This window comes from Chloracidobacterium sp., assembly GCA_016715795.1.
Lineage (GTDB): Bacteria > Acidobacteriota > Blastocatellia > Pyrinomonadales > Pyrinomonadaceae > OLB17.
In genome coordinates this window covers 1,351,962-1,366,897 of record JADJXP010000002.1, presented here as the reverse complement: position 1 = coordinate 1,366,897, position 14,936 = coordinate 1,351,962, and the positions used below count along the sequence as shown (strand labels likewise).

The window sequence follows — 14,936 nt, the reverse complement described above, 5'->3', positions numbered from 1 at the left end:
AGATTATCTGTGGTTTCGGGCAAAAGTTCAAGTAAAGCGTGAAGAAAACGTCAGGCCCGCTGTTTTATAGATAAATTCTGTTCAACTGTCGTGACAATTTGCTGATGTAACGCTTCAACCTCATCTTCGATCAGAGTCCGCTCCGGGCTGCGGTATTGGAGCCGGATCGTTATCGAACGCTCCGTATCTGCCAAGCCTTTGCCCTCATAGACATCCACGAAATCAACACCTCGACAGAGCTCGACGCGCTGCTCGGTGACCGCGCTTCGGATCTCGGCGAATGTAATGCTCCTTGGGACGGCAAATGACACATCTCGTGAGATCCCCGGAAATCGCGATAACGGTCGATAAACGGCGGTAATTGTAGGCTGTGCGAGGACCAGATCAAGATTGACTTCGCCGAGATATACCGGCTGTTTGAACTTATACGCGGCTGAGATCTCGTCGTTCAGACGCCCAACGGAGCCGACAACTTTTTCCCCTATGCTGATCGATGCTGCCTGGCCGGACCGAAGATGTCGGCTTTCTGCCTCCGCAAACCGCACGTCGGAGTGGCCTAAAGCCTCCAAAGCAGCTTGGATTGCCCCTGTCGTGTCGTACAGATCGAGCGGCCTCGACGCCATCGCGCGGTCCTGAAGAATTTCTCCGCCCGTTAGTGCGATCGCCAGTATCTCGTGCTCAGCGGGAAGGCCGTCCTCGCCGTTGCCGGAAGCAAAAACTTTTCCTAGCTCAAAGAGCTTCAGGTCGCGGCGTTGGTGGTTCAGGTTTACGCGCACGGCGTCCAGCAGGCCGGGAAGTATCGTTGGACGCATCCTGACGGCGCCCTCGATAACGGAATCCTGCAATGTCACGAATCTTGCATCGGACGCCGTGTCTATGATGCCGGGAGCAAGGTCGAACACCTCGTCGTGCCCCGCATCGATAAAACTATATGAGATAGCCTCGTCAAACCCAATGTTTACAAGTGTTTGCCGCAAAACACGCTCGCGGTGCTCGGTCGGCTGGTATTCGCCGGCGCCGTATGTCGGCGGCAGCTCGTCAGCGATATTCTCGTACCCGGCGTGGCGGGCGACCTCCTCGACAAGGTCTTCCTCAATAGCGATATCATGCCGCCACGACGGGGAACTATAGGTAGAATCTCCTTTCTCTTCAATGCCGAGGGCGGCGAGAATCCTGTCACAGTCGTCTTTCGCGACATTCATGCCGGTCAAACGGGCCGTCGCCGCCGAGATATCCGTGGAAATGACCTCATTTGCCGTCCATTGCGTCGGGAAAACATCGACAAACTCGGTTAATTCGCCACCCGCGAGGTCGACGATCAACTGTGCCGCACGATTCGATGCCCGGATCAGATTGTTGATATCGACGCCGCGTTCGAATCTGTAGCTTGCCTCAGTGGCAAGGTTTAGTCGTCGCGACGTACTTCTTATATTCGCACGGTTAAAGTATGCAACCTCAAGTATAACATTAACTGTTGATTCCGTTATCGACGATGCCAAACCGCCCATTATGCCGCCGATTGCCGCCGGTTTTTCGGCGTCACAGATGCAGAGCATTCTTGTGTCGAGAGTTCGGTCCGCTTCGTCGAGCGTAGTGATCGTCTCGCCGGTCCCGGCACGCCTTACGACGATACGATTCTCCGCTAATTTGTCGAGATCGAACGCATGCATCGGCTGGCCGAGCTCGTGCATAACGTAATTCGTAATATCCGCGATGTTATTGATCGGCCGTTCGCCGATAGCCTCTAAACGGTCAACCAGCCACTGCGGCGACGGACCAACCTTTACGTTTCGGATGATTCGTGCTGTAAACCGGTTACACAGGTCGGGATCCTCGATCTTTACGAGGCTTTCTGCCAAAACGGCTGGTACCGGAATATCCTGCGACGAATCGCTCAATTTCAGCGGTTTCCCCGTGCTGACGCCCAATTCCCGCGCCACGCCGATATGCGAGAGGCAATCCGGCCTGTTCGAGGTTAGATCGATGTCCAAAACGAGATCGTCGCCGTGCGGATGGATGCCCTCGACCGCCAGACCAACGCGCGTCAGTTCAGCCGCCGCTTGTTCAGCAGTCAGGTCAAGTTCGATCAGGTCTTTTAGCCAGTCATAGCTGATGTTCATCTGAACTGCTCCAAAAACCGCACGTCGTTCTCGAATAAATGGCGGATGTCGTCGATGTTGAACATCATCGCGGCCATGCGCTCCAAACCAAAGCCGAAGGCAAAGCCGCTGTAAACCGTTGGATCAACGCCGCATGCTCGCAGGACGTTTGGATGGACCATGCCGCTGCCGCCCAGTTCGATCCACCCGGAGCCTTTGCAGGGGCGACATCGGTCGTCACCAACCTTGCCCGAACCGTGGCAGACGAAACACGAGAAATCGAATTCGGCCGATGGTTCAGTGAAGGGGAAGTACGACGGACGGAAGCGTGTTCGCGTGTCGGGGCCGAAGAGGCGTCGCAACCATTCGGTAACTGTTCCCTTGAGATGAGCCATCGTGATGCCTTTATCGACGCAGAGGCCCTCAAGCTGATGAAACATCGGCGTGTGCGTCATATCGGGCGTGTCGCGGCGATAGACCTTGCCGGGGGCGAGGATGCGTATCGGTACGCCGCGGCGTTCCATCGCTCGAATTTGAACGGTCGATGTTTGTGACCTGAGAGCAAAGCCTTCGGTCGTGTAGAAGGTGTCCTGCGATTCGCGCGCAGGGTGATTTTCGGGAATATTCAACGCGTCAAAGTTGTAATAGTCCGTCTCTATCTCACGGTCGTCCTCGATCGCGTAGCCCATCGATACAAAAATATCCTCGATCCGCTGCCGCAGTATCGTGATCGGATGCAGATGGCCCGTTCGCGGCCGTCGGCCGGGGATCGTTACGTCGAGCCGTTCACGTTCGATCCGCAGCTTTGCGATGTGCGCTGAAAGTGACGACTCGGCGGCATCGATAGCGTCGGTCGCGTTACGTTCAAGCGACTGAACGGCCTGCGCAAATTCGGCCCGGTGTTCGGGTTCTACTTGTCCGATCGCCTTCTTCAGGCCGGCAAGTTCCGACTTTTTGCCGGTGAGCCGCACCTTTACGTCATTGACCTCGCGGAGCCGAGCCTCGGCGTCCGCGATGCCCAGGGCATCAGGCGCTAGGGAAGTTAGAGGGCTCAGCTCATTCATGAGCCGCTCTCGCAGATCCTGAATCTGTGTCGAAGGTGCCGACATAAACTATTAAGAATACCCCATTTTCAGGACTGGTCAGACCGAAACAGCGTAAGTCTATTTACTGTAACGTCTTACGCCGAGAACAGCAAATAGCGTGTTTCGTTCTGTTTCACCTCTGTTTCAGTCCTTCTGAAACACCGCAACCTATTGACGTTAAATCGGTTAGAGCCGTATTCCGCGTTTGTTTCAAGATTTCGCGCAAAAAAAGACGACCGCCATGAAACGCCACTCGGCCGCCGCTTGTCCGGACCTTGTTCACGTTACCCGCAGCACGTTGCGACACTGCAACAACGTAGCATATACTCCGAAATCAGTCAAGCTTTTTGTCGGAATCGATTCTTGTCGGATCCATATGCACGATCAACTGCAGGCTGATATCATATTGCTGTAAAACGCATGAAAGCACTGGTAAAGAGTAAGGCCGAGCCGGGACTGTGGCTTGACGACGTTCCGGAACCGTCGATCACGATCAACGACGTGCTGATCCGCATCAAGCGAACGGGCATCTGCGGCACTGACGTCCACATCTGGAACTGGGACAAATGGGCACAGAGTACGATCAAGGTGCCGACGATCCTCGGCCACGAGCTTGTCGGCGAGATCGTGGAGGTCGGTTCGAATGTTAACGATTTTGCGGTCGGGGACATCGTCAGCGTCGAAGGTCACCTAGTGTGTGGCCGCTGCCGAAACTGCATGGCCGGACGGCGTTTCAAGTGCGCTCATACGCTCGGATTTGGCGTAAACACGGACGGTGGTTTTGCCGAATACATCGCCGTCCCAATGACGAACATCTGGAAGCACAAGCGGGGCGTCGATCTTGATGTTGCGGCGATATTCGACCCGTTCGGGAATGCCGTTCACACGGCCCTTGCCTTTGAGGTATTCGGCGAGGACGTGCTGATCACCGGTGCCGGCCCGATAGGCATCATGGCCGCGGCCGTTGCGAGGCACGCCGGCGCACGGAATATCGTGATCACGGATGTTAATCCGCATCGTCTGGAGCTTGCGAAGAAATTTGATGTCACACTCGCGGTGGACGTTCGCGAAAGGTCGATCGAGGACGTGCAGCAAGAACTTGGCATGAAAGAAGGCTTTGATGTGGGGATGGAGATGTCGGGCAATCCGCAGGCATTTCGCGATATGCTGGCAAATATGACGCACGGAGGGAATGTGGCATTTCTCGGTATTCCGTCAGAGGAATTCTCGATCAACTGGAAGACCGTCATCTTTAATATGCTGACTATCAAAGGCATCTATGGCCGCGAAATGTATGAGACGTGGTACCAGATGAGCGTGCTGCTCGAAGGCGGCCTCGAGATTTCGCCGGTGATCACGCATCGGTTCTCGTATAAGGATTTTGCAGAGGGATTTGAAGTGATGCGGGAAGGGAATTCGGGCAAGGTGATACTTGATTGGAGCGAGATATAGGCCCACGAAATACACGAAAAGGACGAAAATCGACGTATGTACGGCATGGTAAAGGGACATCTTGAGGCGACGCTCGTTGAGATTCAGCAGGCGGGCTTGTTTAAGAATGAGCGTGTTATCGAGAGCCCGCAAGAGGCTCGGATCAGCGTTGGCGGCCGCGAGGTGCTGAATATGTGCGCCAATAACTATCTTGGGCTGTCGGATCATCCGGATATTGTCGCGGCCGCGCACAAAGGGCTCGACGAATGGGGCTTTGGCCTGTCATCGGTGAGGTTTATCTGTGGGACGCAGACGATCCATAAGGAACTGGAGCGTAAGATCAGCGAGTTTCTCGGCACCGAAGACACGATACTTTACACATCCTGTTTCGATGCAAATGGCGGATTGTTCGAAACGATCTTGAGCGACGAAGACGCGATCATTTCTGACGAGCTCAACCATGCCAGCGTGATCGACGGTATTCGACTGAGCAAGGCTCAGCGGTTCAGATACAAGAACTGCGACATGGGCGATCTTGAAGCAAAGCTGGTCGAAACGTCGTCCGCTCGATTCAAGATGATCGCGACCGACGGTGTTTTTTCTATGGACGGCTATATCGCACCATTATCCGAGATTTGTGGCCTCGCCGAGAAGTATGAGGCGATGGTGATGGTTGATGATTCGCACGCGGTCGGGTTTATGGGGGCGACGGGACGCGGCACTCACGAACATTGCGATGTAATGGGCCGCGTTGATGTCATCACGGGCACACTCGGCAAGGCCCTCGGCGGCGCCAGCGGAGGCTATACGAGTGGACGAAAAGCGATCATCGACCTGCTGCGACAGCGCTCGCGGCCATACCTGTTCTCAAACTCGGTCGCCCCGCCGATCGTGACCGCCGCCATTGCAGCAATTGATATGTTGTCGGCATCGACAGCGTTGCGCGACAAGCTGATGGAGAATACGCGCTACTTTCGCGAAAAGATCGCCGCCGTCGGCCTCGATGTTCTTCCCGGTGAGCATCCGATCGTGCCGATAATGTTCGGCGAGGCGACACCAGCAGTAAGAATGGCGGAAAGGCTGCTGGAAAAAGGCGTTTACGTTATTCCGTTCTCATTTCCGGTCGTCCCGAAAGGGAAGGCGAGGATAAGAACACAGGTCTCGGCCGCCCATTCGCGAGAGGACCTCGATCTTGCTATCGAGAAGTTTGCGGAAGCGAAGCAGGAACTAGGAATAGAAAAAGGCGCGTCCGCTTAGGGTCGCGGACACGCCGTTGCTAATTATTGACTTCAAACCTAAGCAGCGGCCTGCGGCTTGCTCAGTGCATTCTTCGCCTGCATTGCGACCGCGGCGAATGCCTCCGGCTGTTTGACGGCCATATCGGCGAGCACTTTTCGGTCAAGCTCGATGCCGGCGAGGCTGAGGCCGTGAATGAACTGGGAATACTTCATATCATTCAAGCGGCAAGCCGCGTTAATGCGGACGATCCACAGCTTCCGAAAGTCGCGTTTCTTCAGCTTCCGGCCCGAATAGGCGAAGTTAAGTGCGCGCTCGACCGATTCCTTGGCCGAGCGATACAGCTTCGACTTGGTTCCACGATAGCCTTTGGCAAGGCTCAATATTTTCCTGCGCTTCTCGGTGCGCTTGTTACCACGTTTTGCTCTTGGCATTATTCACTCCTTACAGTCGTGAATTCAATACTAAGAATGAAAAATTCAAAAAGCCGTAGCTCCGAACTTTTGCATTTTCAATTTTGAATTTCTAATTCTCTAGTCGCGGCCGTACGGCAGCATTTTCTCGACACGCTTCTGATCGCCTTCTGACACCATTACGTCGATGTCGAGATTGCGCTTACGCTTATTCGTCTTCTTGGTCAGAATGTGGCGTGCGTGGCTGTGTCCGCGTTTGAATTTACCCGATGCTGTCGAGCGAAACCGCTTCGCCGCACCCTTATGTGTCTTTAGTTTTGGCATTTCCTTCCTCCAGTAAACCGGGGCTGTGCCCGTTCATTTCGGTTCGTTAACAAAAATCAATCTGTACTAATCGGCCAATTGGTGCATCGCCTTAGAATATCTCGTCATCATCCTTAGCCTCAGGCTTTGCCTTTTCGACGTTCTTCTTGGCAGCCGACCTCTCCTTTGTCGGTTCGGCATCCTTGTCCGGAGCCGGTGATGCATGCTTTGCCCCTGCGACTTTGGTCTTTCTCGGGGCAAGGATCGTAAACATCTGATACCCCTCCATTTTCGGAGCGACCTCGACGTCCGCGAGGTCGGCAAGTTCCTCGGTCAATCTTGCAAGGATCTTTGCCCCCAACTCTCGGTGAGACATCTCGCGGCCGCGGAAGGCGATCGCCGCCCTCACCTTATCGCCTTCTTCGAGCCACTGCCGGGCGTGCTCCATTCGGTATTTGTAATCGTGGTCATCCGTGCCCGGACGAAACTTGATCTCCTTTACCTGGACGGTGACCTGCTTCTTCTTGGCCTCATGTGCCCGCTTTTTCTGCTCATACAAGAACTTGCCATAATCAATGATCTTGCATACGGGCGGTTGGGCCTTTGGTGCGATCTCTACAAGGTCAAGGCCGCGTCCTCGGGCCTCTGCGATAGCATCACGGGTGTCCATGATGCCGAGCGTTCCGCCCTCTTCGAGCACGACGCGCACCGACGGCACCCTTATGCGTTCGTTGGTCCTATGCAGCGGTTCACGAAACCGCGGCTTGAACCTATTTCCACCAAATCTTCTAGCGATAACGCCTCCTTTTGTTAGATACGAGTTTCCTAAAGAACGCGGCCGTTCCTTTCGGTCGCGATCTTCTCCAAAAACTCCGATAGCGACATCGTGCCGAGGTCGCCCTGTTTCCTGTCCCGGACGGCAACAGTTCCGTTCTCCAGTTCCTGATCGCCAAGGACCAGCATATACGGGACCTTTTGCAATTGCGCGTTCCGGATCTTCGCACCGATCTTATCAGCCTTGATATCCGTTTCGACGCGGAAGCCCTCAGCCTTTAGCTTGGCCTCAATGTCTTGAGCGTACTCATTTATCCGGTCGGTTATCGGCAAGACCGCGACTTGGACCGGAGCGAGCCACAGAGGGAATGCTCCGGCGAAATGCTCGATCAAGACACCAAAGAACCGCTCGATCGACCCAAACAACGCCCGATGGATCATATACGGACGGTGCTTATGATTATCGTCGCCGGTGTATTCAAGCTCAAACCGTTCGGGCAGATTGAAATCGAGCTGGATCGTTCCCAATTGCCAGATACGTCCGATCGCATCCTCGATCTTTATATCGATCTTAGGGCCGTAGAACGCAGCCTCTCCTTCGATCCGCTCGTAGGGTATCTTTCGTTCCTTAAGAGCACTGGCGAGCTGATCCTCAGCCGCGGCCCAGTCTTCGTCGGCGCCCAGATAGCCCTTGTTATCAGCACCGCCGCGAACAGAAAGCTCGAACCTGACCTTGTCAAAACCGTAGGTCTCAAAGACCTTGATCGCAAAATCGAGGCAGTCAGAGACTTCGGCATGGACCTGATCCGGCCGGACGAAAAGATGGGCGTCATCGACTGAGAAGCCGCGCACGCGCATCAGGCCGTGGAGCGTTCCTGATAGCTCGGCACGATAGACGGTGCCCATCTCGGAGTATCTCTGCGGCAGATCGCGATATGAACGAGGGCTCGACTTATATATACCGATGTGGAACGGGCAGTTCATCGGCTTGAGGCGATATTCCTCGTCCTCGATCCTTGTGGGGGCGAACATTCCGTCCTCGTAGTTGTCTTCGTGGCCACTGGTGAGCCAGAGCTGCCGCTTCGCTATGTGCGGAGTAAAGACAAAGCTGTAACCGCGGCGCTCTAGCTCTTCCCTGAGGAGGCGTTCCATCTCGTTGCGGATGATGCCGCCCTTCGGATGCCAAAGGATAAGCCCCTGGCCGTAGTTGTCGTCGATGGAGAAGAGGTCGAGTTCGCGGCCAAGTTTGCGGTGATCGCGTTTCTCCGCTTCCTCACGATGGACGAACCAGGCGTCGAGTTCGGCCTGAGTTGCAAACGCCGTCCCGTAGATCCGCTGCATCTGCTCCCGTTCGGCATCTCCCTTCCAATACGCTCCGGACAAGGCAAGCAGCTTGAACGCCTTCAGCTTGCCTGTGTGCTGCACATGCGGGCCGAGACAGAAATCGATGAATGGCGAGCCGTCAATGTAATAGACACTTGCTCTGCGGTCGACCTTTTCGTCGATGAGCTCACACTTGAGCGGTTCGTCGCGGCCTTTGAACATTTCGAGGATCTCGGCCTTACTGATCGTGTCGCGCCGGTATTTGAGATCCCGCTTCGCCATCTCACGCATCTTTTTCTCGATGACGGGAAGGTCGTCCTCGGTCAGATTGCGCGGGGCGATGACGTCGTAGTAGAAGCCATATCTAGGATCCTCCATCAACGCGGGGCCAACGCCAAGCTTTGTTCCGGGGAACAGTTCGAGGATCGCAGCCGCGAGCAGATGGGCGGTCGAATGGCGGATGACCTCAAGGCCTTCGTTCGAATCAACGGTGATCGGCTCGATCGAGAGCACCTCATCCGTCCCTGTAAGCTCTTTAGACAGATCGACTTCCTCACCGTTGACCTTTGCGGCAAGAGACTTTTTCAGCACGTCGCGGTCAAACGCCTTGATGGCATCGATCACGGTCGCCGGCGCAGATATCGCCCTATGCTGATCGCCAAATTTGATATTTAGTTCGCTCATACGTGTTGATCCGGATACGTCGTTGGATGTGTCGCCCTTGCTTACGCGCCGGCTTTTTCAACGTGTCGCTCAAATTCAGCCAGATCAACAAATTTCCTACTACTAACGTTAGATCAGATCCGATAAGAGCGACTTTGCCTTGCGGCTTTTGTTACAAACCGCGAATGTCCCGCCATTAGAGGCGGGCCGTAGTAGTTGTCGTAACGGCAAAGTTCTTCGAAAGCATCTTATCGAAAAATTGTAAATGGTAGGCACTAGCAGAGTTGAACTGCTGACCCCTACCGTGTCAAGGTAGTGCTCTACCACTGAGCTAAGTGCCTACATTTCGCATCACTCGTAAGCAAAAGCGAACATAAAGAATGCCAAACGGCCTATATCGTGTCAAGTGAGCTCGTGCTTAACCGTTAGGCTCTCGATTGCGAATAGCTCGGTCGCTACGACAGGCAGAGAGCGGACGCGAATAGGCCGAATATATCCGTTGGACCCGCCTGTTCCGGTCCGTTGATACCTTCATGCAAGCGCAGCCGTAGCCATAGCTGCCGTTCGTCTCGACCCATCTTGAATTGGAGAATTCAGGCCAGTTGCCGTCGGCCTGGTGTCCGCCCTGCACGCTGACGGTCCATTCACCGGCGGCGTCGATAAGCCAGGCATTAGCAGGCGTGGGATTAACAAACCAACCGCATCTGGTAACGGCGGCGGCTTCGGCGGCCACAACGAGAGGCATCGGTGCAAGCATCGCGATTACGATCGAGATCATTGCGAGCAATATTAGGCAGGCTCCAAGCTTTTGAATCCGGGTCATAGTTTCCTCCTGATCTTGACCTATTGTACCGCACCGGTGCAGAAGCGATGCATCGCGACGGCGACGAGTTTTCCGGTTCGGCCATCGATGTCGTAACGAGGATTGACCTCGGTAAACTCAATGATCCTAGTATTTGCGAGCGAAGCGGCATATTTAACGAGCTGGATAAACTCGCCTGCCCTCAATCCAAGCGGCAATGAGGCTGAGGTTCCGGGCGCGTCTGCCGACCGGACCGCGCCGAGATCGAAGCTAAAAAATGTATTGAGCGATGTGCTATGGCCGATGAACTTCTGCCTGACCTGCTCCTTTAGCTCGAGGTCGGCTTCCGCCCGCGATCTTAGCAGCTCAAGGCTAATGCGATGGACGCCGAGCGAGCGAATGTACTCGTAATCCACTGGCGAGGTAAGGTGTGACTGGTAGCCGGCTTCATAAAAGTAGTCCGGCCGCAGATGCCCCTCGTCGAGTAGCTGGCGGAATTGAGTCGCATTGTTGCGTTCGTTGGCCAGCCTTACATCCAGTCGGGCGTCGATATTTACGCCTATCCACTGGTCGCGGCCGAAGACCGCAGCCATAGCGCGGCCGTCGGCGTAGGAGATGTCATTACCTCCACCCAGCACGATCAATCGCTTCCCGTCTTGCAAAACCAACTCGACCACGCGAGCAATGTTATCGTGTGTTTCTTCGAGGGTCGCCGCGAGGGCCACGTCGCCGAGGTCAAAGATGTTCCGTTTTATATCGAACGTGGTAAGACGGTAGAACTGATCACGTATCGCATTAGGGCCTTTGGCAGAGCCTTCGCGTCCTCCGGCGCGGCGAACACCTTCATCCTGTGGGCATCCGAGGATCACAATGTCGGCGGATGAATAGCCTTCCTCCAAACACTGGACAACGGCTCCGAGCCGGGGATCGGTTGGATCATTACTCGAAAAGAGAAGTCCCTGGTCGGGCCTCGTTGTCAGGTCAAATATTTGACTCACGATGTGTTCAGTATCCGCCCGCGGCGGCGTGCGCGTCAACGCACCGACACCAGCGGCCGCTCTTTCACGGTCATCAGCATCAGCTTGCTCGCCGGGTCAAACTTGGTCACCGTCGGCTTTCCGTCAACTTTGAGTGCGAATGTTTGCACACGTTTAGAAATGTCGAGTTTCTGTGTTGCCGTCCCGCGTGCCGTTTTGATCTCAAGATCAACAGGCAGTCTGAATGCTGACGGAATAAGCGGGTCGATACGCTGCGTCTGTGTGACAGTCAGCGTGAGCGTCTTCCTTCGCGCCGAATAAGTTCGCTTTACATCGAGCTTCGGATGGCCGGTTGCATAGACCCACTGGTCAAAGAACCAGTCGAGTTCCTGGCCCGAGGCTTCCTCCATTGCCCTGAGCAGGTCGGGCGTTTCGACGCTGGCAAATTTGTGACGCTCAAGGTAGATATTGACCGCTCTCCAAAACGCCTCGTCGCCAACCTGTTCGCGAAGCATATACAACACAACGCCGCCCTTGTTATAGGTCACGGCTGAAGTGTCAAAGAGCTTTTCGACCTCGCCGGCGCGCAAGTTGTAGAGCCCGTGCCGACGTTTTGTGATCGCATCGTCGATGAAGAAGTTAGCCGCGTCTGTGCGGACCTTTGCCAGATAATCCGCACGGCCGAAAACCTTCTCACGGTACACGGCCTCCATAAAGGTAGCAAATCCCTCGTTGAGCCATAGCTCCGCCCAATTCTTGCAGGTAACGAGGTCACCAAACCACGAATGGGCGAGCTCATGCGAGACGAGATCGATGGTAAAGTTGCGGCCCCAATCGCTGTCCGCCATCATGATCTCGGTGTCGGCCATGGTGGTCGCGGTAATATTTTCCATACCGCCAAACTGGAACGTAGCGACGACCGTCTGGTCGTACTTGTTGTAGGGGAACTTTACGCCGGTTACTTCTTCGTAGGCCTTCATCATCTCGGCTGTGCGGCCATATGCATTTCTTGCCGTCTGTTCACGGCCCGGATAGATGTAATACCCGAGTGGGACATCGCCGTACTTATCCTCGACCTTGGCGTACTTGCCGATAACGAATGAGACCAGATAGACAGAATGCGGTACCGGCATCTTGTAATGCCAGGTCTCGGTATTATCGCCGTTATCACTCTTGCCGAGCAGTTCGCCGTTCCCGACGACGGTTTCTCCCCGTTCGGCAGTTATGTACTGCTCGGTGGTTGCCTTGTCCGAGGGAAAGTCGAACGAAGGGAACCAGTGCCTTGCCTCGTCAGGTTCACCCTGTGTCCAGATCTGTTCTGAGTGTTCCTTCGTCGCTGCAACAAAGTAGACGCCCTTCTTTGGCTGGGCGGTATACTTCAGGCGGACGGAGATGGTGTCATCGGGCCCGTAATTCTTTGGCAGCGTGATGGTTACCTTGCCGGGCGATAGCTGATATTGAAGATTTGCCCCATCAGGTTCGAGCGTAACTGAAGTGAACGCCAGATCGACGGCATCGAGGTCAAAGGTCCTGAACGGCGAGGCAATCGGCTTGAGCACGACCGTTGTGTCACCGATGACCTTCTTATTGACCCGGTCAAACGATGCTCGGAGGACGTAATGCTGTGCGTCGAAGGTCTGCGGGCGATTGAAATCCGGGCGAGGCCGTTGACCGGATGCAGTATCGGCCGCGATCGCGAACGTCGCGGCCAAGAGAAACGAATAAAGCTTCTTGATCGTCATATGGAAGTCAAAAGATCATGGTTTCAAATATGTTCGGAACCAATCCATCACTTGGTTGTGCCAGAACTCGGAGTTCTGGGGCTTAAGGATCCAGTGTCCTTCGTCCGGGAACATCACGAGCTTTGAAGGCACGCCTTTCAGCTGGAGCGTCGTGTAAAGCTGCAGGCTTTGGTCGTATGGCACGCGATAATCGAGTTCGCCGGCGGTAACAAGAGTCGGCGTGCTGAAGTTCTTAGCGAACTTGTGTGGCGACCATCGATCGTAATTGACGGGGTTCTCCCAAGGCATCCCTTTGAATTCCCAGTTGACGAACCAGAGCTCTTCGGTCGCGGTGGCCATGCTCTCGAGGTTATACACGCCCGCGTGAGAGAGAAAGACCTTGAACTTGAATCTCGGGTCATTGTTGTGTCCCAACAGCCAATCGACCATATAACCGCCATAACTTGCACCTGCTCCACCTATACGCGAGCGGTCAATATAAGGTTTTTTGACCATCTCGGCGACGCCGTTCTTTAGATCGATGAATGCCTTGCCGCCCCAGTCGCCGGTGATCTCATTGACAAACTTCTGGCCGTAACCGGTCGAGCCGCGAAAGTTCGGCATAAAGACCACGTAACCCTGATTGGCCCAGACCTGAGGATTCCACCGATAGCCCCAGTTGTCGTTAAAGGCTCCCTGCGGGCCCCCGTGAATAAGAACGACGAGCGGATACTTCCTTGCAGGATCGAATCCCGCGGGCTTGATGATGAAGCCATGAACGTTCGCATTGAGCGCGCCTTTCCAGTTGAGGTCCTCAGCCTTCTGCAGGCGGAAGCGATCAAGGCCCGGCCCGGTGATATTCGTGACAGCGGCCGTGCCCGTGCCGTCACTGCCAACTCGAAATATCTCTGCTGCGGTCGCAGCGGTGCTGGAAAGGTACGTCAGCGTTCGTCCGTCCGGCGAAATATCGAGATTGGCCGCATAGCCTGCGTCAGCGACCTTGTTGACATGGGTGGCGATCCTTAGGCGAAAGTCAGGTTCGACCGGGACACTGAAGATCGGCTTGTGTCCACGCTCTTCGGCGGTAAAATAAACGGTTCGGCTGTCCGGGGAAGAGATGATATTGGAGGCCTGAAGGTCAAAGCCGCGAGTTAATTCCACGATCTCGCCGGAGCGCGGATCGTATCGCATAATACGATTTCGGTCGGCCTCAAACGTGGCTGTCGCCATCGAGAGGAAGAGCATATACTTGCCGTCCGGCGTGAAGACCGGCGAGGTGTCATAGCCCTTCATTCCCTGAGTAATATTCTTGGTAGTGTTCGCCTGGAGGTCGTACCAGTAGATGTCGCTGTTCGTGGACACGGCCTCTACCTTATCGGGATTTCGCAGGTAAGCGAGGTAGCGGCCGTCAGGCGAAAATGCCATGTCCGTGCCGGACGCCGCGCCGTAGGGCGGCGAGTCAAAATCGCCCGGCGTTATGTCGCGGGCCGTGCCTCCGCCCACCGAGATGAGAAAGGTGTGGGTCCGTTTACGATCGGTCCACGAGTCCCAGTGTTTGAAGAGGAGCCTCTCGGTGACATGCGCCTTTACCTTGCTGGCCTCTGCCTTGTCGTCTTCGGCCTTGTTACACTCGTCAGTTTGACAGGCTGGATAGACCTCGGAGAGAAATGCTATCCAGCGCCCGTCTGGAGACCAGACCGGCTGTGAAGCTCCGGACGAAAGTTTGGTGACCTGCCGTTTGTCGCCGCCATCATCACCGTCCATGGTCCAGATCTGGCCGCCCGTTACATATGCGAGCTTCTTGCCGTCCGGCGACCATCTCGGGCTGCTCGCCGATGACGTGCCCGTCGTGAGTTGTCGCTGATCGCGGCCGTCGATGCCGACGATCCACACCTGATTAACAGTGCGATTTGCGGCCTTGTCAACAACTCCGACGACGTACGCGACGGTGCGGCCGTCAGGCGATAGCTGCGGGTCGCCCACACGTTTTACGTTGATGAGGTCGTTGATGCCAAACTGAGCTGACGCCGCTGCGACGCCGACGATAACCAATGCGAAGACAGATAGAAAGCGCTTCATTTTCACCTCTCCAAGGACTTAAAGATATGT

Annotated in this window: 12 protein-coding genes and 1 tRNA gene; 2 read left to right on the top strand and 11 right to left on the bottom strand. The window is 55.2% G+C overall.

What is annotated here, in order from left to right:
• Positions 1-50: 50 nt before the first annotated feature.
• Positions 51-2,120 (bottom strand): phenylalanine--tRNA ligase subunit beta, encoded by a 2,070-nt coding sequence (locus IPM59_11205; protein MBK9216147.1) that lies wholly within the window; start codon positions 2,118-2,120, stop codon positions 51-53.
• A complete protein-coding gene (gene pheS / locus IPM59_11200) occupies positions 2,117-3,163 on the bottom strand; it encodes a phenylalanine--tRNA ligase subunit alpha (GenBank protein ID MBK9216146.1) in 1,047 nt (348 codons plus the stop codon). The genes IPM59_11205 and pheS overlap by 4 nt, the downstream gene beginning before the upstream one ends.
• Positions 3,164-3,604: 441 nt before the next feature.
• Here pheS and tdh point away from each other — a divergent pair, with 441 nt between their 5' ends.
• Both tdh and IPM59_11190 read left to right on the top strand, forming a co-directional pair.
• Positions 3,605-4,636 (top strand): L-threonine 3-dehydrogenase, encoded by a 1,032-nt coding sequence (gene tdh, locus IPM59_11195; protein MBK9216145.1) that lies wholly within the window; start codon positions 3,605-3,607, stop codon positions 4,634-4,636.
• A gap of 36 nt (positions 4,637-4,672) precedes the next feature.
• Positions 4,673-5,872 carry a glycine C-acetyltransferase gene (locus IPM59_11190; GenBank protein ID MBK9216144.1) on the top strand — a complete coding sequence of 400 codons (1,200 nt, stop codon included), beginning with the start codon at positions 4,673-4,675 and terminating at the stop codon, positions 5,870-5,872.
• Between the two features lie 38 nt (positions 5,873-5,910).
• Here the strand turns inward: IPM59_11190 and rplT are convergent, their stop codons facing one another.
• The 9 genes from rplT to IPM59_11145 all read right to left on the bottom strand — a co-directional run bounded on the left by rplT (position 5,911) and on the right by IPM59_11145 (position 14,906).
• The gene (gene rplT / locus IPM59_11185; protein MBK9216143.1) at positions 5,911-6,285 is read right to left on the bottom strand and encodes a 50S ribosomal protein L20; all 375 of its coding nucleotides are present in this window, start codon (positions 6,283-6,285) and stop codon (positions 5,911-5,913) included.
• 99 nt (positions 6,286-6,384) lie between these two features.
• Entirely contained in the window at positions 6,385-6,588 is a 204-nt protein-coding gene (gene rpmI / locus IPM59_11180) for a 50S ribosomal protein L35 (protein MBK9216142.1), read from the bottom strand.
• Between the two features lie 91 nt (positions 6,589-6,679).
• On the bottom strand, positions 6,680-7,312 hold the full coding sequence (locus tag IPM59_11175; protein MBK9216141.1) for a translation initiation factor IF-3: 633 nt from the start codon (positions 7,310-7,312) through the stop codon (positions 6,680-6,682).
• An 80-nt stretch (positions 7,313-7,392) separates the two neighbouring features.
• Positions 7,393-9,348, bottom strand: a complete 1,956-nt coding sequence (thrS, locus tag IPM59_11170; GenBank protein ID MBK9216140.1) for a threonine--tRNA ligase — start codon at positions 9,346-9,348, stop codon at positions 7,393-7,395.
• A gap of 245 nt (positions 9,349-9,593) precedes the next feature.
• Positions 9,594-9,668 (bottom strand) — tRNA-Val (locus IPM59_11165).
• Between the two features lie 77 nt (positions 9,669-9,745).
• Entirely contained in the window at positions 9,746-10,105 is a 360-nt protein-coding gene (locus tag IPM59_11160) for a DUF4087 domain-containing protein (protein MBK9216139.1), read from the bottom strand.
• Between the two features lie 65 nt (positions 10,106-10,170).
• On the bottom strand, positions 10,171-11,127 hold the full coding sequence (locus IPM59_11155) for a formimidoylglutamase (GenBank protein ID MBK9216138.1): 957 nt from the start codon (positions 11,125-11,127) through the stop codon (positions 10,171-10,173).
• Between the two features lie 35 nt (positions 11,128-11,162).
• On the bottom strand, positions 11,163-12,848 hold the full coding sequence (locus IPM59_11150) for a M1 family metallopeptidase (protein MBK9216137.1): 1,686 nt from the start codon (positions 12,846-12,848) through the stop codon (positions 11,163-11,165).
• A gap of 15 nt (positions 12,849-12,863) precedes the next feature.
• Positions 12,864-14,906, bottom strand: coding sequence for a S9 family peptidase (locus tag IPM59_11145; protein ID MBK9216136.1), 2,043 nt, complete (start codon positions 14,904-14,906; stop codon positions 12,864-12,866).
• Positions 14,907-14,936 lie beyond the last annotated feature (30 nt).